The sequence below is a fragment of the Rhizobium sp. P1_B8 genome (assembly GCF_056406515.1).
Window position 1 is genome coordinate 1 of sequence record NZ_JBFTZZ010000026.1, and the last position, 23,465, is coordinate 23,465.

The following is a 23,465-nucleotide window of genomic DNA, read 5'->3' on the forward strand; positions in this document are numbered from 1 at the left end:
TGCGGTATCCAATCCGCGCATCAGAGCTTGATCACCGACGTCCTTCAGGTCCCGTCTCCACCTATGAGCGTGCATCCTTGACCACCGCTCCGCCGAGCGGTTGGTCTCGTGCGTCCAGAGTCTTGACAACGGACATCAGAGCATCCGGTTGACTGAAAAATGCGGCCCGATATCGCGCAGGAAATCGAGATAGTTGAGCCCGCCCAACCAGTCGGCATTGTTGACCATGACAGCATCTGTCGGACCGTCCCCGAAAGCGAGGAACCGCTCGAAGACACGCCGGATGCCGATCAGGTTTTTCGTGATCTGCTCTTCGCTGAGAAAGGGACGCGACGTGTCGCGGAAGCTCGGATCGCCCAGGCGGCTTGTCGCACCGCCGAGCAACGCAATGGGTTTGTTGCCGGTCTTCTGGAACCACCGCAGCATCATGATCGGAATGAGATGCCCGACATGAAGGCTGTCGGCGGTGAGATCGAAGCCGTTATAGGCTGTGCCGGCTCCTGAACAAAGCCAGCTGTCGAGTGCTTCCAAGTCGGTGCATTGATGCAGGAAGCCGCGCTCGCTCAAAGTGCGAAGAAAGTCGGATCTAGGTCCGGCGGGCCGAGAGGATAGTATCACGAGGGTCTCCATTTGGGCCGATCAGGCCGGAGACCTACTGTTGACACACGTGCCGCCGACCGTGCGGCGTCTCGAGTGTCAGGAATATGACCTTGCGCCGCTCTATGGGAGCAGCGTGTAATAGAAGCTCGAAAGATTCAGGGCGCAGGTCATGCATCCTTTTTACCATGCGACAGCGCAATCGCAAGGGGATGCGAACTGACGACATTGAACGGATCGCAACGCTCCCATCCCCCCATCCGCCCCCCACAAAAATACTCGCACCCGCATCAATTTGCTTGCCGTTCTGCAATGCGGCATATGTTTGTTCTCATAGGCAAGTGGCATGAGCGGGGAACCATGACGTCGACGCATATGGATAAGACGGGGGATGGCGTCGGCCGGAAGGGCTTTGTCGGACTGGTCATCGGCGCGGTCGGCGTCGTCTATGGCGATATTGGCACTAGCCCGCTCTATGCCTTTCGCGAGGCGTTGAGGCCCTTTGCCGCCGATGGCGTGCATGAGACCGAGGTCATCGGTCTGATTTCGCTGATGGTCTGGACGCTGACGATCATCGTGACCTTCAAATATGTGCTCTTCCTTCTCAGGGCGGACAATGACGGCGAAGGCGGCGCGCTTTCGCTCCTTGCCCTCCTGATGAAGAAGATGGGACGAAACGTGCCGGTGCTCTTCTTCGCCGGCCTGATCGGCGCTGCCCTCTTCATCGGCGATGCGATGATCACGCCTGCTTTGTCGGTCATGTCGGCGCTCGAGGGCTTGAAATTGATCACACCCGCCTTTGCCGAATACGTCCCGCTTGCGTCGGCAGCGATCATGGTCGTCCTCTTTGCCGTCCAGTCGAGGGGAACAGCGGCCGTCTCCAAGCTTTTCGGGCCGATCACGGTGTTGTGGTTCCTGGCCATGGCGGCCGGCGGCCTCATCCATATCGGCGACGACTGGAGGATTCTGGCCGCGCTCAATCCGGCCAATGCATTCCTGTTCCTCACCCATGCCGGCAGCGTCGGCCTCATCGTGCTCGGCGCCGTTTTTCTGACGGTGACGGGTGCCGAGGCGCTCTATGCCGATCTCGGGCATTTCGGACGCCGCCCGATCCAGATGGCATGGTTCGTACTCGTCTTTCCCGCATTGTTGCTGAACTACCTCGGGCAAGGCGCGCTGGTTCTCGCCCATCCCGAAACGGCCGGCAACCCGTTCTTTCTGATGTATCCCGACTGGGCCTTGCCGCCGATGGTTCTTCTGGCGACGATGGCGACGATCATCGCCAGCCAGGCGGTGATAACAGGCGCATTTTCGCTGTCCCGCTCGGCGGTTCACCTCGGCTTCCTGCCGAGACTCAGGATCAAGTTCACGTCGGAGACCAACACCGGCCAGATCTACGTGCCCGCCGTCAATCTTCTCCTGCTGGTCGGCGTGCTGATGCTGATCTTTTCCTTCGGCGACTCCGAGTCGCTGGCGACCGCCTATGGCATCTCCGTGACTGGAACCATGGTCATCTCGACCATGCTGGTCTTCCAGTTCCTTCGGGTCGTCTGGGGCTACTCCCTCGTGCTCGCCGCCGCCTGGCTGCTGCCGCTCTTCACCATCGAAGTCATGTTCCTGGCGGCCAATCTGCTGAAGATCTACGATGGCGGCTGGGTTCCGGTCGCCCTTGCGCTGGCAATCATGATCCTGATGTGGACATGGACCCGAGGCCAGGCCTATCTGAAGAGGCTGCGAGCCAACAACGAGATCCCGCTCGATTCCTTCATCAGGTCGATCGAGCGAAAGTCGGACCATTCGCCGGTCACCGTTCCGGGAACGGCAGTGTTCCTGACCAGCGTTCCGGACCGCACGCCGAACGTGCTGCTCCACAATCTCAAGCACAACCACGTGCTCCACGAACAGAACGTCATCCTGACCGTGTGGACCGAGGACGAACCTTATGTCCCCGACAGCCGCCGCATCAAGATCAGCCAACTCTCGCCGCGTTTCGTGCGCCTCGACATCACCTTCGGCTTCATGGACGACCCAGATGTCACCAGGGCATTGGCTCTTTGCCGGGAGGGCGGCTTCAAGTTCGAGATCATGAGGACTTCCTTCTATCTCGGCCGCCGGAACCTCGTCAGGACGCCGAACACCGGGCTGCCCGCCTGGCAGGAGCGCATATTCATGGCGCTGGAAGGCTTGGCGATTGATCCTTCCGACTATTTCAACTTGCCGTCCAATCGCGTCGTCGAACTCGGCGAACAGATCGCCATTTAGGTCAGGACGCCGCTCGGCGACATAAGGATCGCGCCGGTATCAGCCCCGGTATCGCAATGCGTTGACGATGATGGCGAAAGCGCGAGGCGCTGAACTTCAGGCTTTGGCCGAGATCGCGCTCAATTCCTCGAGATCGAGATCCCGTTCCAGCTCGCGCAATGTCTCATCATCGATCTCGCCGGCGCGGTGGAGGCGGATGAGTTCCCGGCGTCCCGTGGCAACTGCTTCGAGAACGACGTCGAAGTGCGCATGCAGCACCGGTATGTAGTGCTCGGTTCTCTCGGCATAGTCGACGATCGACGTAGCCCGGCGCTGGTAGCGCTCCAGCAATTGCGGATGGATGAGTTTCCCCTCCGCATCATATGCCAGGCTCTGGACGATCCCGAACTGCGCCTGCGCCATGGCGGCTTCGGCCTGGCTAATCGTCAGGCGCGGTCTTTCCGACTCCGGCTGCTCCACCAGCCGCGCCCAGGCAATCACCCGCCCCAATGTCGTGCCCTGTATGAGCACAGTTCCGAGAATGACGGCGAAGGCCGTCACGAGGATGAAGTCGCGGCCGGGAAATCCTTCCGGCAAGCTCAGCGCCAAAGCAAGCGTCACCACGCCGCGCACGCCCGCCCAGCTGAGAACGGTGGCGCCGCCGACGCCGAGCGGCGCGGCGCGTGTGAACCCCAGGGCAGTGCATAACCTGATGACGAAATCGGCGGCGAAGACCCAGGCAAAACGCGCGAGCACGAGCGCCACGAGGATCGCCAGCATCGGCAATCCCATGGTCGCGATCACGGTGGCAAAGCCGCCGCCGCGTTCGACGACATCCCGGAGCGACAGCCCGATCAGGATGAACACCGCCGCTTCCATCAGGAAGATCATCACCGTCCAGAACGAGATGCCGCGCATGCGCATTGCGGCTGAAAGCACGGTGTGCTGGTGCCAGCTCATGATCAGGCCGGCGGTAACCGTGGCGATGACGCCGGAAACATGCAGCTGCTCGCCGAGCAGATAGGCAATCCAGCCGAGCAGCACCGAGGCTGCGATGATGAGATATTCGTCGCCGAGACCCCGGACAAGTTTGTACCATGCCGTTCCCACAACGATGCCGACGACGGCGCCGCCGAGCGCCAGCACGAGGAAGCTGCCGGCCGCCTCCCCCGCGCTGAAGGCGCCCGTCGCGGCAGCGGCAACGGCAAAGCGGAAGAGAACCAGGCCGCTGGCATCGTTGAGCAGGCTCTCGCCTTCCAGCAGAATCTGAAGCCGCCGCGGCAGCCTGACCCGCTGCAGCACAGCGCGCGCCGCAACCGCATCAGGCGGCGCAACGATCGCGCCAAGGGCAGCGCACGCCGCCCAGGGAAGCGACGGAAAGATGAGGTGGGCCACAACGGCGACGACCGCGCAGGTGAAGAACACCGCGCCGACGGCAAGCGAGGCGATGCCGATCACATGCCGCCGCAACCGCCCGGCGGCAATGGACCAGGCGCCATCCATCAACAGCGGCGGCAGGAAGATGACCAGCACCAGCCCGGGATCAATTGATATCGCCGGCAGCCCCGGCACAAACGCCAGCGAAGCACCACCCGTCAGCAACGCCACGGACGGCGGCAATCCGAGCCTGTGGGCCGCATAGTGCAGCGCGATGATCGCAAGAAACATCGCGATGACGAGCTCGAATAAGTGGGTTGGTTCCATATGCCTCTGCCCCGGCTCGGAAACTAATCTTGGATGCCTACGGCATTCTTCCTTAAATCGAAATCGATCTAGGGAAGAATGCAGCAATTCAAAGTGTTACAGCGTTCTTGCACATCTGAACAGCGGCGTGGCGCTGCAAACGCCGCCGGCCTGGCAACGGCTGCTCCAGAGGCAGCCGGAGACAATTTTCGCTTTGTGTCATCAACGCTGGGGCTGCACCTAGCGATTTCCTTGAGGGCTAGCCGTATTGATCTTGCTTGGAACCACCCTCACCTCAATCACGCCTCAATGACCCGCCCGGCGCATGTCACGTGACGACGCTGAATCTCCAAGCCCTCGCCATTTGAGTTGCGCCTGATCGCATTAAGGAGGATTCTGCCCGGCACCGCGATGCCAGGTTCGGTCTCGGATGACCTCAGCCATGGCGACGATCTACGGCGACTTCTACTTGTCCAGCCTCAAACGTCTTTCGCGGCTCATTCCGACTTGCGTGATCTAGATCTGAGACATCTGGCCCGAAAGGGCGTCAACAGGGAGGTTCGTCATGAAAATCGTTCTTATCGGCGGCACTGGGCTCATCGGGTCCAAGACCGCGGCGCGTCTGCGCGCTAAAGGCCACGAGGTGCTGGCCGTCTCGCCAAGCACCGGCGTCAACACCATCACCGGCGAGGGCCTGGCGCAAGCGCTGGCCGGCGCCGATGTCGTCGTCGACCTTGCAAACTCTCCATCGTGGGAGGACAAGGCGGTTCTCGAATTCTTCGAAACCTCGAGCCGCAATCTGCTCGCCGCGGAAGCCAAGGCCGGCGTCAAGCACCATATTGCGCTCTCCATCGTCGGAACGGAGCGCCTGCCTGAGAACGGCTACTTCCGTGCCAAACTCGCCCAGGAGAAACTCATCAAGTCATCGCCGATCCCCTACACGATCGTCCATTCGACCCAGTTCCTCGAATTCCTGAAGGGCATCGCTGATGAAGCGACCGTCGGCACCGTCGCTCGTCTTTCTCCCGCAGCTTTCCAGCCCATCGCATCGGATGATGTTGCCGATGCGATGGCGGATGTCGCGCTTTCAAAGCCGCTTAACGGCACGATCGAGATTGCCGGTCCCGAGCGCGGTCACATGCACGAGATCGTTGCCCGGTATCTGAAGGCCATCAACGATCCGAGGAGAGTCCAGGCAGACGCTCATGCGCGCTACTTCGGGTCTGAACTGGACGATCGCTCGCTTGTGCCCGGCGAGGGCGCGAGGCTCGGCAAGATCGACTTTGCGGATTGGTTTCGACAGTCCCAACGGCCGACTTAAGTCCAGGCAAATCCACATCGGCATTCAACAAGCAGAGGGATTACGACAATGAATTCAGCTTTGTTATCGCTATGTGTGTCGGCCACGGTTTGCCTTTTTGGCACTTTGGCGGTTGCCGCCGAAGACGGCGCAGCCGTCACACCGCTCATGAAAAAGGACCTTCCGAATTATCCCGGCAAGGAAGGGCTGATGATATCGGTCGAGTATGGGCCGGGAGGTTCCTCGCCTATTCACAAACATGAGGCGAATGCATTCGTCTACGTTCTGGAGGGCTCGATCGTGATGCAGGTCAAGGGCGAAAAAGAAGTCACCTTGTCGCCGGGAGAGACCTTTTACGAAGGTCCTTCCGACATTCACCTGGTCAGTCGCAATGCGAGCAAGTCCAAACCGGCGAAGTTCATCGTCGTGCTGCTGAAGAAGAAGGACGCTCCGGTTGTCATGCCGGTGAAGTGACATTCCGTAGGATAGCGGCGAACCCGTGCGTCCCTGAGGCGACCAACTCCTCTTTCATCATGCTCGGGCTCGTCCCGAGCATCTGCAGACCGCGCGGCAAAATGTCAGGCACAAGGCCGAGGATGACGTAATACCGCCACCAGAACCGGTGGCTACTTGTATCACCGCGAACGGCACAGGCCCGCCGCCGACGTTCTGGACCCGGCCCTCCAGGACCAGCTCATGGACAAGCTCGCTGAGCTGAAAGGCATAAAGCTTTTCTGCTCAGGTTTAATTGGAATTTCTGGTCTACTCTCCTTAAATCCTGCGTCTTGAGGCAAAGGAAGACAGATGAAAAGGCGGACCCTTGTGCTTGGAGGTGCGGCTATCGTGGCATCATCCGTGGCTGCGGTGGCGATCTGGCCGCGGCGGCATATCACTGTTGCCGCCAGGACATTCGACTGGAAGGGAACGGATTTCGTAAGCGGCGGCACAAAGTCGATCGCCGTGGAAAAGCTGCCCGCGCCGCTCTTTCGCACCCGTCCGAATTGCGTCGTGACCGTCGTCCAGACCCTTGGCCCCTGCCATGTCAACAATATTCCGACCCGTCAGGACGTCTCGGAAGGAAAGGCTGGGCTGCCCCTGCGGCTGGCCGTTCGTATCGTCCATGCGGCCGATTGCCGACCGGTCGAAAACGCCGATATCGAAATCTGGCATACCGATCACCGCGGCATCTATTCCGGCCGCGAGGCTGCGCAGATATGTACACTTGGCGATGCCGAGGCGATCAGCGGGCTTGCCTTTCGCGGCCGCCAGCTGACGGATGAAAACGGGCAGGCAAGCTTCCTGACGGCCTATCCCGGATGGTATCAGGGCCGCACGCCGCATGTTCACTGCCGCATCCTTGTCGAGGGCAAGGAGCTTCTCGTCAGCCAGATCTATTTCGACGATACGCTGAGCGATATCATCTATGGCGAGCATCCCGACTATCTCGGGCGCCCTGCCCGCGATACGCGCAACGACGAGGACGGCATCATCCCGGAGGATGCTGCCGATCACATCTTCGATTTCGAGAAGCTCGACGGCGGCGTGCTATCCGCCACCATCACGATCGGCCTTTCTGTCTGAGCTCCGCACCCTCGACCACGACTACCTCCCCGGCCGTGGAATCCGGCACGGGGAAGAGGTCAAAGTCGGCATGTCGGTCGGAGCACGCCGCCTATATGCCTGCATACCATTCGTAACCGCGATCCTCCCAGAAGCCGCCATTGCCGCCGTAAAGCTGGCCGAGATCGGCGACCGCTTCGATGCCGGTCAGGTATTTTGCCTGCTTGTAGCCGAGTTGGCGTTCGACCCGGAGCCGGAGCGGCGCGCCATGAGCGACTTCGAGATCGCGGCCGTTCATGGTGTGGGCAAGGATCGTCTGGGGGTGGAACGCATCGACGAGATCAATGCTTTCGTAGTACCAGCCGCTTCCATCCAGCGTCTTTTCGTATTCGTCGGCGCAGTGGAAGACGATGTAGCGGGCCTCGGGTTTCAGACCCGCCGACTGCAGCAGCGCGCCGAGTGGCACGCCGGTCCATTTGCCGATCGCGCTCCAGCCTTCAACGCAGTCGTGCCTGGTGATCTGCGTGCGGGCCGGCAGCGCTTTCAGCTCCGCCAGCGACAGCTGCATCGGCTTGTCGACCAGCCCGCCGACCTCGAGCTTCCAGCTTGAAAATCGCTGGTTCATCCAGTCGATATACCGGGCATTATCAGGCATGCTCGTGCCATTGGCGCGGAAGGTCGGCGAGATATCGGCTTCCGTGAACTCGCGGGCAAGCGCGTCGTCGCCGAGCAGGAAGCGCTGCGTCTTCATGCTGAAGCCTTCGGCGATCTTCAGCACCGATTTCGTCCGATCGCTTTCGACGAGGGCATCGCAGCCGGCAAGCCCCAGCGCCGATGCCGTCATGCTCGCGCCGATCAGGAAACGACGCCTGGTAATGATGCGGCTCATGATTTTCCTCCCTGCCCGATATCGTAATAGCCGGTGATGATCGAGCGCAGATTGTTGAACACGCCCGAAACCAGCACCATCGCCACATGCACGGCGACGAAGGCGACGAGCGAGAAAGCAGTCAGGAAATGTAGCGTGCGAGCCGATTGCCGGCCGCCGAACAGATCGAGCAGCCAGGGCGCAACCGCATTGAAGCCCGGCGACATGGTAAGTCCCGTCCCGATCATCAGCGGCAGCAGCACGAAGATTACGGCGACATAGGCGAGTTTCTGCAGCGTATTGTAGTGGCGTGCCTCGGGCCCCTTGGGAAAGCGCAGCCGGACGTGACTGACGATCTCATGGCCGAGATGCGAAGGCTTCAGCTCTTCGGCCGCCGGCAGCAGATCGCGGCGGAAATGCCGACTGATAAAACCATAGGCGAGATAGATGAAGCCGTTGATGACGAACAGCCAGGCAAAGAAGAAATGCCAGCGCCGGCCAGAAGCCAGATCCTGGTAGCTCGGCAAGGTCAGCCAGTTCGGAAAACCGCGCACGGTAGCGTCGCCGTCGACATTCGAAACTCCGAGAACGCCCGTCGTATCGAAGGTCAATCCGCCTATATGCGTCACACCCTTCAGCGCATCGCCCTCCTGCTCCGCCTCCATGGAAATGAAGGACGGATCGTCGTCGGCGCCGTACTGGCCCCAATAGAGCGCCGGATGCGCGTTGAAGATCTGCAGGCCGCTGTAAAGCAGCACCGTCATGCACAGCACATTCACCCAGTGCGACAGACGCACCAGCAGGCTATGGCGGTAGAAGAGCGTGCGTCCGCTCGCCATGCCGGCATCGGTCGTGGCCATCGTAATTCCTCCGGATCGGCGTGAAAGGTCTTCGCGAGAAAAGACGCGGCCGCCGGCGATAAAGTTTCAGCGGCCACGGCCAGAGCTTACTTCATCGCATCGCAGGCCTTCATCATCGTGTCCTTCTTCATGCTGTCCTTCTCCATGCCCGCATTGTGCGTGCAGTCGGCCTTGGTGCTGCCAGTCGCCATGTTGTCCTTCTTCATCGCGTCCTTGGACATCGCATCCTTCGACATCGTGTCGGTCTTCATGCTGTCTTTCTTCATCGCATCGCTGCTTTGGGCGCTGGCGACGCCGGCAAGCGACAGGCCGATGACGAAGGCGCAGGCGGCAAGGCTGGAAAGGATCTTGGTCATGAGGGTCTCCTCGGATCGATTGACATATCCGCCAGCACCCGCCGACGGCTCACAGTCCTGAATTCGATCTCCTTGCGAAGGCGGTTACAGCCCTCACGCTTATGTGATAGCGCTACAGGGCCGCGCGTCTTTTAGAGACGCGCAAAGGACGCTGTACACTTTGAATTGCCGCCGGAAGATTTTTGATCGACCTGTAACCAAAGCGTCATCCACCCGAATGACATTGCAGACGAGATGACGAGCGCCCATTCGGAACAAGCACTGAAGATGCTGATGCTTCTTTCCCTTGACGGGGACGAGGCGGCCTATCGACGTCTGCTCGTGACGTTGCGGGCCCTGCTCGTCGGCTATTATGGCGGGCGGATCGGCACTACCGCGAAATCCGACACGGAAGATCTCGTGCAGGAGACGTTGCTGGCGCTGCATTCGCGCCGGTCGACCTATGACAGGGAGCGGCCGTTCACCGCGTGGTTCTTCTCGATTGCCCGTTACAAGCTGATCGACCACCACCGAAAGCATGGCGGCCGGTACAGGGCGGAAATGGAGCTGGACGAGGAGATCGAAGACGATTTCAGGGAGGATGCGATTACAGCGCGCATGGATGTCGAACGGCTGTTGAGCGGCCTGCCGCAGCACCAGCAGGATCTGATCCGTCAGGTCAAGCTCGAGGGGCAGTCGGTGGCCGATACGGCGAGCCGCACCGGACAGTCGGAATCGGCGGTCAAGGTCGGCGTTCACAGAGGCATCAAGGCGCTGGCGGCAAGATTGCGAGGTGGAATGTGAGAGAGACTGAGGACGTGATCGACAGCCTTGTCCGGGATCTGAAGCCGGTGCCGAGGCATGCACTCGAACGCCGCTTCGCGCTCGCCATCCTGCCTGCTCTGGCAATCTCGCTGCTGCTTATGCTGGTCGTCGTCGGCCTTCGCACCGACATGGCGCAGGCGCTGATGCTGCCGGTCTTCTGGATCAAGTCCGCCTACAACGCCCTGCTCGCAATCGCCGCCTTCGCAGCCGTTTATCGCCTATACCGGCCGGATGGCTCGGAAGGCCGCTTTTTCGGGGTTGCCACGGCTATCGTACTCGCCCTCGCCGTCATGGCGGTCATCCAGCTCGCTTTGTCGCCGGCCGCAAGCTACCCCGTGCTGGTGCTCGGCTCCTCCGCCCTGCATTGCCCGCTGCTGATCTTTGCCTTTGCCATGCCGATCCTGATCGCAAATACCTGGGTGCTGCGTGGCGGCGCGCCGAGCAACCTCGGGGTGACAGGCTTCATCGCCGGCATTGCCGCCGGCGCATCCGGCGCCTGGGTCTATTCCTGGTTCTGCACGGAAAACGGCCTGCCCTTCGTCACCCTCTGGTATTCGCTCGGCATCCTCCTGACCGGTGCGATCGGCGCGCTGCTCGGCCCCCGCCTCCTGCGCTGGTAGCACCGGCTGCTTGCGGCGCAGCGTCGACAATCCTTCATCCGGCATGAAACCAGATGCAACATTCCTGCGTACTACTCCGGGGATGAGTACTGCGTACCCCCTGGATACGAAAACACAGGCAGCGAGGAATGATGGCATGGTCAGGAAAGAAAGCGTAGCCCATATCACCCGGCAAACCGCGGAACAGGGGCTGGCCAGGCTGATGATGAGGCTGCCTGCGACGCGGGGAACGATCAGAGCGGCCGCGGCGAGCCAGCCCCATTTTTACGAATGAGCGGCACCTATGGCGAAGCCTGCGCGGTCCTCGATCGCATGCGCCGGGATAGATCGGCCGATCCCGCAATCATCACCGAATACGAGATCATCTGCGCGGAAATCGAAGCCGACGTCATCAGGATCCTGCTCGGCGATCAATGAGAGCCTCGCAAGCGCCGGGGCGGATCGTCACCGCGATGATTCAACGCCCTATTAGGTTTGTGGCCCACCGCGGTATCCAACCGGGCAATACGCCCCCCATCAGGTCAGCAAGCCATCCACATGGATGGCGATGCTCAACGTATCCGTGTCGAAATGCAGCGACGTCCCGTCGGAGATCTTGTAATGGAAGGTGTCGCTCACGTCTCCGCTGAGCCCGGCAAGTTTCGCCGCGTCGGCCGTATAAGTGTAATCTCCATCACTATCGACATGGATGGTGCCGTAGTGGCCGGTGAGCGTCACGCCGTCCTTGTCGACGTATTCGCCCTCGAAGCGGCGAAGCAGCAGGGTTCCATTGGCCGAGCTGTCGTTTTCGAGGAGATTGCCATAATGGGCTCCATCCAAATCGGAGGAGATTTTCAGGCTGTCATGGGTTGCGACAAGCGCAGGCGCCGTGTCCGTATGCGTCGTATCGCCGACTGCGAGACTATCGCTGCTCGCAAGCAACGTCGCCTGGGCCTCGTCGAGCGTCGTGTTGTTGCTGACCGGAAAGGTGTTCGCGGCGATGATGGCGGGAGAGATGCTGTAGGGCGTGACATCGCTGGCGATGACATTGTCGTGGAACGAGCCGGATGCCGGCCTGTCGACCTTCAGCGCCGCCTGTGACAGGTCGTCGAAGACGTTGTTGTGAATATCGATATCTTCGCGAACGTAAGTGGGGGTGCCGACAGCGCTGATCGCCACGCCCCATACGCCATCATGGATATAGTTGCCTGATATATCGTAGTCCCGCGTGTCGCCCGTGTCGCCAAGGCCGATGGCGTAAGACCAGCTGTAACCGCCATATCCGGAGATATCGTTGTCGTGGATGGCGATGTTCGTGCCCGCCTGCGCGCTGACCCCGAAGCCGCCGCCGACCAGCATATTATCCTCGACCACGGCATTCACCGCCCGGATGAGCGTGATGTCGCCTTTTGGACTGGCAGCACCCGTCTGGTCGATATAATTCCCGCTGATCAGGATATTGCTGCTGTCGTTCATCTGGACGGCATCTGCCGTGGTGCCATGGCTGTTCGTGACGGTGTTGTTGAGAAAATTGACGCCGTTGATCTTCTCGATCCAGACGCCGTCGCCGTTCACGTCGTTGATCGTGCTGTTTTCGATGGTGATGTTCGAGCCGGTCCGGAAGGTGATCGAACCGGCCTTGCCTGCCAAGCCGGTATGATCGACCTCAACATTGCGCACGGTCCAGTTCGAAACATATCCGCCATAGATGGCTGCCCCGCCGGTGTCCGAGATCTTGATATTCTCGATGACGATGTTCGATGCATAAAGGCTGTGAATACCATCGCCAGGGCTATGGATGACTGGCGCATCGCCGACCCCGTAGCTGCCGATGGTGATCGGGGCACTCACTGTGCCGGAATATTTCAGATCGAGTTGGTCGTTGAACACGCTTCCGGCGGCGAGCAGCACGCTGTCGCCCGGCTGCAGCTTCAAGTTTTCCACCGCCCAGAACGACGAAAACGGCGTGTCCTCGCTCGTTCCGCTGTTGCCGTTGGAGCCTATCGCCGGATTCACATAATAGATTGTCATATCGCCTTGTTCTCGAATTGCCGCGCAACCGTCTGCATCGGCTGCAACGCGTGGATCGGATGCGGTCGGGGTTAAAGGCCATCAAGAGGGCCTTCGGTATTGCCTTCACGGCGGTTGGCAGACCCTGTGGGCCTGCCTTGGTCCCGAGAAACGCCTGGCGGTGGCGGTATATTAGAGGCTACAACTTATAAGAAAATAATCTACAGAACAACGACCGAAAGGTGAATGAGCCGTATCGCAGCCCGCGACCAATGGTCACCGGAGCTGACAGTGAACACGCTTTTGCAGGCTTTCCGGTGCATTTGAATGCAGCTGCGGTTCATTATGAGACACCGCAACGTTCCGCGGGCAAGGACGAGGTGCGCATCCAGGAAGGCGTTGCTCCGCCAATGCACGACCGGGTTGCAGCTGCGGCGAAGGTTGCGCTCGTTCGGTCGTTGCCTGAATCCGATCCCGCGGCAACGAAGCGGCCGGCGAAAACTTGCGGTTGAGCTTGAAAAAACGCGTCCGCGCTCCGCACGGGGGCTGACGGCTGCTCATGAAATCCCGGAAACTTTCCGGGATTTCTCCTTGTGTCATTGCAGCCTCGCACCCTCAGCCCAGCAAGTTATCCATATGGATGTAGACGGTCAGCGTATCGCCGTCGGTGTGGTGCGAGTTTCCGTCGTTGATCCCGTAGCTGAAGGACTCGCTCACATGGCCGTCATGGTCGGGAAGCTTCGTTTCATCGAGCGTGTAGGCATAGTTGCCTTCCCGGTCCACGTGGATGACGCCGTAGTCGCCGGTCAGCGTCAGGCCGTGCTTGCCGACGCTTTCGTCGCCGAATCGGCGCAGAACCAAGGTGTCGTTGTCAGAGCTGTCGTTTTCGAGAAGATTGCCGCGATGGGCCTCGCCCGTATCGGTAAAGATCTTCAAATTGTCATGGACGGCGACAACAGCCGGATCCGCGGACGCCTCCGTGACTGCGGCAGTCTTGGCAACCGGGCTCGCCAGCACCGTTTCGACATTGGCGACCGTATGGTTGTTACTAACGGTGAAGGTGTGTGCGTCGACGATGGACGGCGATATGGCGGTGGCCGTGGTGCCGGTCTCGATCGTATTGTGGGTGAAGGAGCCGGAGGCCGGCCTATCGACCTTCAGCGCCGCCTGCGAGAGGTCGTCGAAGACATTGTCGTGCACCTTGATATTCGTGCGGGTATAGCTGGTGCCGCTCGCGCCGCTGACGGCAACGCCCCATGCGCCGTCATGAATGTGGTTGCCTGAAATATCATAGTCCCGCGCATTGCCTTGATCGCCAAGGCCGACGCCGAAGGACCAGTCGTAGCCGTGAAATCCGGATATGTCGTTGTCGCGGATGGCGACATTCTTGCCGGCCGGCGCGCTGATACCGAAGCCGCCGCCGGTGAGAACATTGTCCTCGATCACGGCATCGGTGGCCCGCACCAGCGCGATCACGCCCTTGGGGCTATCGGCGTTCGTCTGGTCGAGATGGTTGCCCTTGATCAGAATATTGCTGCTGTCGTTCACCTGCACGGCATCGGCGGTCGAGCCGTTCGCGCTGGTCACGGTGTTGTCGAGAAGCTTGACGCCGGCGACCTTTTCGATCCAGAAGCCGTCGCCCTTGACGCCCGTTATCTTGCTGTCTTCGACCGTGACGTTCGTGCTGTTGCGGAAGGTGACGGCGCCGGCATTTTCCAACATTCCCGTCTTGGCGATCTCGACATTACGGACCGTCCAGTTCGTGACGCTGCCGCCATAAATACCGGCGGTCCCGGTATTCGATATTTTGAGGTTCTCGATGATGATGTTCGAGGCATAGAGACTGTGAATGCCGTCGCCGCCGCTGTGGATGACGGGCGCTGTCCCCGTCCCGTAACTGCCGATCTTGATCGGCGCGCTTTCGGTGCCGGAATATTTGATATCGAACTGCTCGTTGAACACGCTCCCCTTGGCAAGAAGCACGCTGTCGCCCGGTTTCAGTTTCAAGGATTCCACTTTGGACAAAGTCGCAAAAGCCGAGTTCTGGCCCGTTCCACCGTTGCGGTCGGAGCCAGTCGCTGAGTTCACATAGTAGACTGTCATATCGCCATGTTGCCCTGTTCGTCGGATCGCTAATGTCGCCGCCGGGATCGTCCAGGATCGGCCGATCGGATGCGGCGGGGGCAACCGGCCACGGCAAAAAGGCGACAAGATGTTGTCAATGGGGCAATGAGCGCCTCGCAGGCCTTATTCCACAGGCAATGGCCTGGTGTGACGAAAGTTACAACTTGGGCCAAGAAATCGGCGACTTCGAGGTGAATAAATCGCGGCATGTTTGCGCGAGGCACACGTCGCCTTCCGTCTGTGCGCCATGTGATTCGTGCCTTCGCTTGCGCTCAGGGGGTCGGGAGCGCCAGCGACGAACGCCTTCAGCGTAAGCGAAAGACGCACTCCAAGGTGAAACCCTACCCCCTCGCCCTCAAAGGCGAGGTCAGCGGCAACCATGTCGCAGCGATGGGGAGACCTCAGGCCCTAGCCGCTTCGGCCTTGATCTTCGGCTTCAGCAGGATGATGAGAAGCAAGCCGGCGATGATGAGTGCCGCGCCTTCGAGGTGATAGCGTTGCAACTGCTCGCCGAGGATCAGATAGGCGAGCACGGCTATGAAGATGGTCTGAATGTAGAGGAGGACGCCCGCCCGAGCCGCGCCCAGTGCCTCGATGCTGCGATTGAAGAGGTAGTACATGACCGCCCCGCCGGGGATCGCGACATAGGCGAGCGCGATGAGCCCGCTGCCGTTGAGCGTCGAGCGCTCGTCTGAGAATAGCTCGAACAGGTAGAAGGGCAGCGCCGTCAGCACCGCCGCACCGAGCAGCAGCACCAGGAGCGCAAGGCGATTCACGTCGAATTTCGCGCGGCGGAGCAGGACGGTATAGAGACTGAAACAGAACGCGCCGGCGACGATCCACAGTTCACCCGGGTTGAAGTCGAGCCGCATCAGCGCGGCCGGACTGCCCTTGATGATGATGACCACGATCCCGAGAAAGGCCAGGATCGATCCGATCACCTGCCAGCGTCCCATCGGCTCCGCCAGCATCAAACGGGCGAGGATCATGGTGATGATCGGGATCAGCGCGATGATGATGCCGGCGGTGGTGGCATCGGCATGTTCGAGGCCGACAAAAATCATGCCCTGGCAGATCGCGAGTCCTATGCCGCCAATCGCAAGCAGTTCGAGAGCGCGAGCCCGCACCAGTGCGACCATGTCGGCGAAATGCCGGCGCACGATCGGCATCAGGATCGCGAAGGCGATCAGCACGCGCCAGAAGCAGAGCGCCCAGGGCGGCATCTCGGTAGAAACCCATTTCGCCGCGATATAGACGCCGGCCGAGAGCAGCCAGCAGAGAACGCCCACGGAATAGGCGGCGGCAAGCGAATTGCCTGCCACCTGTTCCGTCCCGACTGTGTCGCGATGGACCGCCAAGACATTCATTGCCATGGCTCAGTTATGCCACAGTTTCGGTGGGCTGCACAGATGAGGCGGCGGCGCTCCGCCTGTTGCGGATGTCTCCATCGGGCCGATCAGGACGGGTCGCCGTGATAATGTGAGCCGCCCGGAAGGTTCAGACAGCCAGCCTCTACCCCCTCGCCCTCAAAGCCGAGGTCAGCGGCAATCGTGTCGCCGCAAGCGCCGGCAACGCGCCGCCGATCACGCCGATGGCGAGGCCCAGTAGGCCGGCGGTCAGCGCCACGTCGGTGGTGACGTCGAGCTGGAAGGCTATCTTGGTATTGTTGGCGCCCATCGTGCTTGCCTGCCAGCCATTGAAGGCGAGCCATGAGGCGAGGATGCCGAGCGCTGCCCCGGCGACCGAGAGAAGCATGGCCTCGACCCAGGTGGCAGTGAAGGCCGGCAGGCGGCCGAAACCCAGCAGGCGCAGCGTGGCGATTTCGACGGTGCGGTCAGAGACCGAGCTCATCATCGTATTCAAAGCGCCGGCCGTTGCGCCCACCGCCATCAGCAGCGCGAGGGGCCAGCCGAACAGGCGAATGAGGCGGCTGGTGCGCTCGGATTGCGCGGCATAGAGATCGGCCTCGGAGACCGCAGTGAGTGGGGCGCCGGGAATTGCGGAAAGATGCTGTCTCAGTGCGTCCAGACCACCCGCCCCATCGAGGCGCATACGCAGGCTCTGCACCTGTCCCTGCCGGTCAAAGGCCGATTGCACCGCTTCCAGATCCGCCCAGATCTCGGATTCGAAGGCGTTGCCGCCCGAGGTGAAATGCCCGACGACAATCCAGTCGACCGCGCCGAGCCGCACCCTATCGCCGACAGCGAAGCCGGAGAACTCGTCGGCAATCTGGGCACCGACGACGATTTCACGGGCGCCTTGGGAAAACAGCCGCCCCTGCGAAAGCATCGCTCGATCGCGCAAGCCAGAGCCGGCCGGATCCATGCCGCGTAGAGACAATGTCTGCTCGGCGCCATCGCTTGCCCTGATGACATCGACGGGAACAATGACCTCGCGCGACAGCGCCAATCCACCCACCGCGTCGCGCGCCACACCGATATCGCCGGTCATGGCACTTAGGCTGCGGATCGCCTCGGCCGGCACGTCCGAGCCGGTCTCCTGGTTGGTGCCGCCGCCAAGGACGACCGCGATGCCGGGTGAGCCGGCGCCTTCCAGCGCACTCTCGAAACCGCGTGCCATGGCGAGAAACCCCGACAGCACCGCCACGACGAGGGCGACCGACAGCACCATCGACAGCGAGATCCAGAGCCGCCGCGGCAGGCTGCCGAGATTGACTCTGATCATGAGAAATATCTGCTTGAGCACTGATGACATTGGACTATCTCGATCTGAAGGCGTTGACGATGGGCAGGCGCATGGCGTTGAGGGCGGGCAACAGCCCGGTCAGGAGCCCGAGACCAGCGAGGATGGCGACGGACTTCAACAGCACCGACAGACTGAAGGCAAAGCCGAATTCAGGGCCGATCAACAGCGTCGCAAGCCAGGCGAGAAGGAGTCCGCCCGCCCCACCGGTTGCGAAGATGAACAGCGTCTCGCCGAGCACCAGCGTCATGATCCGGCCGCGCGAAAAGCCCAGCACCTTCATGACGCCGATGTCGAAGCTGCGTTCCCTCACGGCAGAGAGCATGGTGTTCACCGTAATCATCAGGATGGTCACGAAGGCCGCGCCGACGACGAGGCTGACGATCAGGCCGACATCGGCGAACTGACGCAGGAAGGCTTCGAGGAACTGCTTTTCCGATTGCGTCCGCGTCTGCGCCGCCGAGTTGGCAAACAGCGCATCGATCCGCGCCGCCAGCACACCCGGCGACACGCCCTGGCGCGGGCGCACCACGAAGGCGTCGACCGTATCCTTGTCGCGCGCGCGGGCCGCATTGATCGTGTCGTAGCGGGCGAGCATGAAATAAGTGTCGGTGCTGGCATTCGCACCCTCAAAGATACCCGCGATCACGAAGCTCCAGTCACGACTGCCATCGGCCTTTATCAGCTGGCTGGTGACGCTGATGCGCTGGCCGACCGACCAGCCCTGCGCCTCCGCCAACGCCCGGCCGACGAGCACCCGGTCGCGGCCCTCTGCGAGCGCTGCGATCAGCGCGGACGTCAGCCCAAGCTCGTCGCCATTGGAAGCGGCAATCGAGCGCGGATCGACCGCGCTCGTCATGACGACATTCTTCTCCACCTCGACGAACCCACGCATGCGCGCGGCATAGGCGACCGCGGCGACATCGCCATCCGCAGCGATCCGGTTGAGATAGGCGAACGGCAGCGGCAGCCCTCGGCCTGATTTGTTAAAGACGCCAAGCAGATTGTCGCTGGCACCGGCCGCCCCCTGCGAGCCGCCGAGGAAACTCGCCGTCAGGGCGTAGATCAGGAAGGCGACGCCGACCGAGAACATCAGCAGCGCGGCCCTCAGCCGCTTGCGGCAGGCATTGCGCCGCATGAGCTGGAAGAAGGTCATCGGCCCCTCCCTTGCTGCTCGACGAATTCGCCCTTGTTGAGATGCAGCGTGCGCCGGGCGAAGGCGGCGGCCTCGGGATCATGCGTGACCATGATGATGGTCTTATGAAGCTCGCGATTGAGAAAGCCCAGCATCTCCAGGATATCGTTGGCCGACTTCCGGTCGAGATCGCCGGTCGGCTCGTCGCAGAGCAAAAGGTCGGGATCGCCGACGATGGCGCGTGCGATACCGACGCGCTGCTGCTGCCCGCCGGACATGCTCGATGGAAACTGCCGCTGCCGGCCCGCAAGACCGACGAGCTCCATCACGGTCTCGACGCGGGCGTGCCGCTCCTTTCGCCCGAGCGGCTTCAAGAGCAGCGGCAGCTCGATATTCTCGCCGGCATTCAGCATCGGCAGCAGATTGTAGAACTGGAAGACGATGCCCATGCCATGCGCCCGCCATGCGGCTCTGGCACCCTCGCCCATCTGCTCGAGATGGCTGCGGCCGATCCTGATTTCCCCGGCATCAGGGCTGTCGATGCCGCCGAGCATGTTGAGAAGCGTCGATTTCCCCGAACCCGACGGCCCCATGACGGCGATGAAATCACCGCGCGCAATGGAAAGGTCGAGCCCGGAAAAGATCGGGATCGTCTCCGTGCCGAGCCTGAATGCCTTCCTGACGCCGCGAAGCGCGATATAGGGTTCTTGAGAGTCGATCATCGCTCTGCTCCTTACTGATGGTCTGTGATATCCGCGGCCTGCGGCCGAAAGGTCGCAGGTCCGCCCGCCTGCGGGCCGAAAGTTGTTGTTTCGTCCACCACAAGGCGGATGCGCGCGGCCATGGCGGGGCGCATGTCTGGCGGCGGCGAGGAGGGCGACAGGCGAAGCGTCACCGTCCCCTTCTCCCGCGAAATCATGGGCGCAATCTTCGATACTTCGACCGCAAACGGCTGATCGGGAAAGCCGTCGAGCACCGCCTCGCCACGCAAGCCCGGCCGCATCAGTGCGATGTTGGCCTCGGCCACATCGGCATCGATGACCATGTCTGTCATGTCGGCAATCGCAAGCAGGCTTTCATTCTCCCGCACGCTGTCTTCGCGCGACAGCACGGTGTCACCAACATGCGCGTCGAGCCGCGTGACGGTGCCTGATATCGGCGCCCGGACGGCCAGTGCCTCCACCTGCTCGCGCGCCCTGTCGATATCGAGATCCGCCTTGGCCACATCCTGCCGTGCCCGCAGGGCGGCATTTTCGGCAGTGTCGAACGCCGTCTTCGCCTCCTCCAGCGTCTGCGCGGACATCGCATCGCGCCCGGCCAGCCGCTCGGTGCGCGTGAGGGAAGACCGCGCCTGCGCCAATTCGATAGTCTTCGCCGCCACCGCCAGCCCCGCCGATTGCCGGGCGATCTCGGCCCCCTGAAGCGCAAAGCGGGCGCCCGCATCGTCGAGCCGCAGCAGCACCTGCCCCGCCACGACCCTGTCGCCCGTCTCGACTTCGACATCGACGATCCGGCCCTCATATTTGGAAAAGACGGTGGCGATATCGGGTGCCACGACGTAGCCGGAGCCGGTGACTTCCCGGATTGGCAAGACCGGGCTCGCTGCTTCATCGGCAGGCAACGCCCGTCCGCGCTCGGCAGCAGCGCCGCCCTCGGCCGGCGCCTCCGCTTCACGAACGGATATCCTAGGGTCGCTGTTCGCGAAGCCTGCAAGCATGGTCTCGATGCGGTCCAGCGGCTCCGACCGATAGAAGGGAACCACCGCCAGCGATGCAGTCGCAGCAAGGGCCAGCATTGCTCGAGGGATCACACGCCGCCGGACACGGGGCTCCGGCGGCTCTGTCTTAAAGGCCGCGGGCTCGATCGAAAGCGATCTCAGCTTGGCGGCAAGGTCTCGGTCATGTTCTGATGTCGTATTCATGCCGCAAGCATCGCCGACCCGGCTGAAATCGCGACCTCGAACACGTTTCTGGCAGTCCTCGATCGCGATTGTGTACGTGGCAGCGCGGGGCATCCGGGTCAGCCCTCATGGTGAGGAGGCCCGAAGGGCCGTTTCGAACCACGAGGGCGGGTGATTGTGTGGGTGCAGGCTGCATGCTGGCTGGATGAAGTGCCGGTGGCCCAGCCCCGTCCTTCGATGCCCCTTAGGGGCGCCTCAGGACGAGGCGGAAGAGGACTGGCGTCACTTCAGGATGACACTGGAGGGAAGCCCGCGCCGCCCTTTTTCTGCCGCCAGGCAAGCGGCGTCATATCCGTAACTCGGCGGAATTCGCGGTTGAAATTTGACTTGGTCTGGAAGCCTACCTCGAACATCACTTCGGTCACCGATTTCTGGGTAGAGGCAAGCAGCCGGCAGGCCTCGCCGATCCTGTAATCATTACATATTGCGAGACGTTCTTGTCCATCGCCCTGTTGATCGCCGTCGAGATCTGGCGGGCGGGAATGCCGGCCTTGCGGGCCAGCCGGTCGAGATTGAGATTGGCGTCGCGATAGAGCCTCTTTGCCTCCATCAGCGCATCGACCGTGGCGATCGTCTCCTTGTCCTCGGTCGTTTCGAGCTTCAGCGCCGCCTCCATCGTCTCGGCCGGCGCCCGGCTTCGGCTGGCGGCGGCGGCCGCAATGCCGAGGATGACAAGGACGGCAAGGTTGCTGGCGCTGATCAGCGTCAGCGCATGCTCGCCATGCGTCCATGTGAAGTCGAGAAAGACGAAGATATCGACCGAGGCCGACAGGCACAGCGCCGCCGCCGCGAAGATGATTGCCCGATAGGCCGGCACCGCTCCCTCGAAGGGCGCAAGCCGAAGCGCATCCGCGCCCGGCCGCATCAGAAGCAGGATCGCCAGGGCATAACCAACGAAAACAAGCACCAGCGCGATATCGATTACATCCCGCCAGACCACCATCAACAAGAGGATGACGGCAGCGGGCACGGCATGCAGCGCAATCCGCGCCGCCAGCGGCCGCCGGCTCGTCCTCACCAGCCTGGAAACCCCGGCATAGGCAAGCGGCGGCACCATCGCCGCGGTGACGGGCGCGATCACACCCACAGCCTGCACCCCGTAGCCCCAGCGCAGCCCGGAGAGGACGGATTGCAGCACGGCGAGGAGGATCAGTGCCAGAAACGGCCGGTTGGGCTGCGTCTCCTCGTCGCGCCGGAGGACGGTGACGAAGAGGACAAGCAGCAGAAGGGCAACGACGAAGGGAAGCGGAACGAACAGCATGGCCTGGTAGGATCGGAGTGGCGAATAGATGGCCATCATTGCCGAGATCCTCGCCCGGCGCGACCTCCATCATGTTTTAGGACGCGTTTTAGGCTGGGATTTTTTGTGAATGCCTGCCGTGATACCTCCTCCGACCCTTTGGGCCGCCGGCCGCAACTCTCAATCCGCCGTTGAGGTCTGCATGGATGTTTTCCAGCCAACCCGACAGGCTGTCGAGATCGGCGACATCGCAAGTCCGGGTGATCAGCGCAGGCACAACCGCCTGCGCCGTGTCTTTCGGAAAGTTGCTCTACGAGACCTGCCTAGCCGAGAGCGCTTTGTGCAGCACAAATCCGATCGACCAAAGCATCAAGATCGCCCCTTGGCGGGCGATTCTTGGCCAGGCGCTGCTTGAGATGCATGATCGGCTCCGCCAGAATTTCATCAAGGCTCTCGGCGCAGGTGAAGTCGCCTGCCACGCTTTTGACCTTTGAGTTGTCAAAGATTGCCGACCACGCCTTGTCGCCCCGGAGAGGTCCAACCCACTCCGGATTGTAGCGGACCAAGGTGTCCGTCGGCACGTGTACGATCCTGGCCTCGACATCCAGCAATCTGGCGATCGCCGTTTGAATATCGTTCCAGATGTGGGCGCGGTCGGAGGTGATATGGAAGATCTCGTTCAGCGCCGCTGGCTTGCCGAAAAGTCCGACAAAGGGCACCGCAAAATCGACCGAGCGGGTCAGCGTCCAGGGCGTGTGGCCATCGCCCGCTACGATGGTGGGCTCGCCATCCAGCATGCGTCTCGCCATGACATCGCTGTCGCCCATCATGATGGGCAGGCCCGTGCGCACGGTGTGACTGGGACGGACGATGGTCCAGGCGAGCTTCTGGGAATTCTTCAGCAGCGTCTCGCAGGCAATCTTGTCCTGGCTATAGCGCCAGTAGGGGTTGATCGCCGGTGTCTGCTCGGTAATCACGTAGTGGCGCGGCGGCTTTTCATAGACCGAGGCCGAAGAGATGAAGATGTACTGGCCACAGTGCCCCGCAAACACATCGATATCACGCGCGATCTGATCGGGTGTAAAGGCAATGAACTGGCAGACAACGTCATAATTGGCCTTGGCGAGATCCGCATAGGCGGGTGCCGCGAGATCGCCGACGATCGAGGTAACCCCCGCAGGCAATGGGTCGCCTCTCAAACTGCGGTTGTAGACGCTGACATGGTGACCCTGGGCCACAGCGCGCTCGACGCACGGATATGAAATCTGGCCGGTACCGCCAACGAAAAGGGTTTTCAAAGCCATGGGAAGGACCTCGGTGTCGGATGTGGCGGGATATGCGGTCAGTCTTCATAGCGCGAAAGAAAATGGTCGTCTCCTGCAAAATCAGGCGCACCGGGTCACATCGTTTGATCGATCTGCCCCC

18 protein-coding genes and 3 pseudogenes are annotated in these 23,465 nt (G+C 61.5%); 7 read left to right on the forward strand and 14 right to left on the reverse strand.

Translation table 11 applies throughout. The features are described from left to right. Positions 1–138: 138 nt before the first annotated feature. Positions 139–618, reverse strand: a pseudogene (tyrS, locus tag AC1D2N_RS26355) (tyrosine--tRNA ligase); the annotation flags it as partial. A 339-nt stretch (positions 619–957) separates the two neighbouring features. On the opposite strand from tyrS, the gene AC1D2N_RS26360 reads away from it, so the two are divergent. Further along, complete coding sequence (locus AC1D2N_RS26360) at positions 958–2,859, forward strand: potassium transporter Kup (protein ID WP_018242594.1); 1,902 nt, start codon at positions 958–960, stop codon at positions 2,857–2,859. A gap of 96 nt (positions 2,860–2,955) precedes the next feature. On the opposite strand, the gene AC1D2N_RS26365 is transcribed toward AC1D2N_RS26360, so the two are convergent. After that, entirely contained in the window at positions 2,956–4,542 is a 1,587-nt protein-coding gene (locus AC1D2N_RS26365) for a Na+/H+ antiporter (protein ID WP_130748861.1), read from the reverse strand. A gap of 544 nt (positions 4,543–5,086) precedes the next feature. Between AC1D2N_RS26365 and AC1D2N_RS26370 the strand changes: the two genes are divergently transcribed. The 3 genes from AC1D2N_RS26370 (at position 5,087) to AC1D2N_RS26380 (ending at position 7,402) form a co-directional block, all read left to right on the forward strand. After that, positions 5,087–5,842, forward strand: coding sequence for an SDR family oxidoreductase (locus AC1D2N_RS26370; protein ID WP_018242596.1), 756 nt, complete (start codon positions 5,087–5,089; stop codon positions 5,840–5,842). Between the two features lie 48 nt (positions 5,843–5,890). Continuing rightward, positions 5,891–6,295 (forward strand): cupin domain-containing protein, encoded by a 405-nt coding sequence (locus AC1D2N_RS26375; protein WP_157213656.1) that lies wholly within the window; start codon positions 5,891–5,893, stop codon positions 6,293–6,295. Between the two features lie 330 nt (positions 6,296–6,625). Beyond that, on the forward strand, positions 6,626–7,402 hold the full coding sequence (locus tag AC1D2N_RS26380; protein ID WP_130729148.1) for a dioxygenase family protein: 777 nt from the start codon (positions 6,626–6,628) through the stop codon (positions 7,400–7,402). Positions 7,403–7,493: 91 nt separating this feature from the next. On the opposite strand, the gene AC1D2N_RS26385 is transcribed toward AC1D2N_RS26380, so the two are convergent. The 3 genes from AC1D2N_RS26385 to AC1D2N_RS26395 form a co-directional block, all read right to left on the reverse strand. Further along, positions 7,494–8,270 carry a molybdopterin-binding protein gene (locus tag AC1D2N_RS26385; RefSeq protein ID WP_047621130.1) on the reverse strand — a complete coding sequence of 259 codons (777 nt, stop codon included), beginning with the start codon at positions 8,268–8,270 and terminating at the stop codon, positions 7,494–7,496. Further along, positions 8,267–9,109 (reverse strand): cytochrome b/b6 domain-containing protein, encoded by an 843-nt coding sequence (locus AC1D2N_RS26390; protein ID WP_130748862.1) that lies wholly within the window; start codon positions 9,107–9,109, stop codon positions 8,267–8,269. The genes AC1D2N_RS26385 and AC1D2N_RS26390 overlap by 4 nt, the downstream gene beginning before the upstream one ends. Positions 9,110–9,195: 86 nt before the next feature. After that, the gene (locus tag AC1D2N_RS26395; protein WP_018242601.1) at positions 9,196–9,465 is read right to left on the reverse strand and encodes a pentapeptide MXKDX repeat protein; all 270 of its coding nucleotides are present in this window, start codon (positions 9,463–9,465) and stop codon (positions 9,196–9,198) included. A 234-nt stretch (positions 9,466–9,699) separates the two neighbouring features. Here AC1D2N_RS26395 and AC1D2N_RS26400 point away from each other — a divergent pair, with 234 nt between their 5' ends. The 3 genes and pseudogenes from AC1D2N_RS26400 to AC1D2N_RS26410 all read left to right on the forward strand — a co-directional run bounded on the left by AC1D2N_RS26400 (position 9,700) and on the right by AC1D2N_RS26410 (position 11,306). Then, positions 9,700–10,248: a sigma-70 family RNA polymerase sigma factor gene (locus tag AC1D2N_RS26400; protein WP_130729150.1), complete on the forward strand. Its 549-nt coding sequence runs from the start codon at positions 9,700–9,702 to the stop codon at positions 10,246–10,248. Beyond that, positions 10,245–10,889, forward strand: a complete 645-nt coding sequence (locus AC1D2N_RS26405) for an NrsF family protein (RefSeq protein ID WP_130729151.1) — start codon at positions 10,245–10,247, stop codon at positions 10,887–10,889. The genes AC1D2N_RS26400 and AC1D2N_RS26405 overlap by 4 nt, the downstream gene beginning before the upstream one ends. Before the next feature lie 136 nt (positions 10,890–11,025). After that, positions 11,026–11,306, forward strand: a pseudogene (locus AC1D2N_RS26410) (nodulation protein). A 99-nt stretch (positions 11,307–11,405) separates the two neighbouring features. Here AC1D2N_RS26410 and AC1D2N_RS26415 read toward each other — a convergent pair. The 9 genes and pseudogenes from AC1D2N_RS26415 to AC1D2N_RS26455 all read right to left on the reverse strand — a co-directional run bounded on the left by AC1D2N_RS26415 (position 11,406) and on the right by AC1D2N_RS26455 (position 23,344). Further along, positions 11,406–12,899 (reverse strand): right-handed parallel beta-helix repeat-containing protein, encoded by a 1,494-nt coding sequence (locus AC1D2N_RS26415; RefSeq protein WP_130729152.1) that lies wholly within the window; start codon positions 12,897–12,899, stop codon positions 11,406–11,408. Between the two features lie 594 nt (positions 12,900–13,493). Continuing rightward, positions 13,494–14,981 (reverse strand): right-handed parallel beta-helix repeat-containing protein, encoded by a 1,488-nt coding sequence (locus AC1D2N_RS26420; RefSeq protein WP_130729153.1) that lies wholly within the window; start codon positions 14,979–14,981, stop codon positions 13,494–13,496. A gap of 422 nt (positions 14,982–15,403) precedes the next feature. Beyond that, positions 15,404–16,375: a DMT family transporter gene (locus AC1D2N_RS26425; RefSeq protein ID WP_130729154.1), complete on the reverse strand. Its 972-nt coding sequence runs from the start codon at positions 16,373–16,375 to the stop codon at positions 15,404–15,406. A gap of 139 nt (positions 16,376–16,514) precedes the next feature. Then, positions 16,515–17,717, reverse strand: a complete 1,203-nt coding sequence (locus tag AC1D2N_RS26430; protein ID WP_130729155.1) for an ABC transporter permease — start codon at positions 17,715–17,717, stop codon at positions 16,515–16,517. A 4-nt stretch (positions 17,718–17,721) separates the two neighbouring features. Further along, positions 17,722–18,861: an ABC transporter permease gene (locus AC1D2N_RS26435; RefSeq protein WP_130729156.1), complete on the reverse strand. Its 1,140-nt coding sequence runs from the start codon at positions 18,859–18,861 to the stop codon at positions 17,722–17,724. Further along, positions 18,858–19,562 (reverse strand): ABC transporter ATP-binding protein, encoded by a 705-nt coding sequence (locus tag AC1D2N_RS26440; protein ID WP_130729157.1) that lies wholly within the window; start codon positions 19,560–19,562, stop codon positions 18,858–18,860. Before AC1D2N_RS26440 ends, AC1D2N_RS26435 begins: the two co-directional genes overlap by 4 nt. A gap of 11 nt (positions 19,563–19,573) precedes the next feature. Next, the gene (locus AC1D2N_RS26445; protein ID WP_130729158.1) at positions 19,574–20,854 is read right to left on the reverse strand and encodes an efflux RND transporter periplasmic adaptor subunit; all 1,281 of its coding nucleotides are present in this window, start codon (positions 20,852–20,854) and stop codon (positions 19,574–19,576) included. A 173-nt stretch (positions 20,855–21,027) separates the two neighbouring features. Continuing rightward, a pseudogene (locus tag AC1D2N_RS26450) lies at positions 21,028–22,100 on the reverse strand (helix-turn-helix domain-containing protein). Positions 22,101–22,363: 263 nt separating this feature from the next. Beyond that, a complete protein-coding gene (locus AC1D2N_RS26455; RefSeq protein ID WP_130729159.1) occupies positions 22,364–23,344 on the reverse strand; it encodes an SDR family oxidoreductase in 981 nt (326 codons plus the stop codon). Positions 23,345–23,465 lie beyond the last annotated feature (121 nt).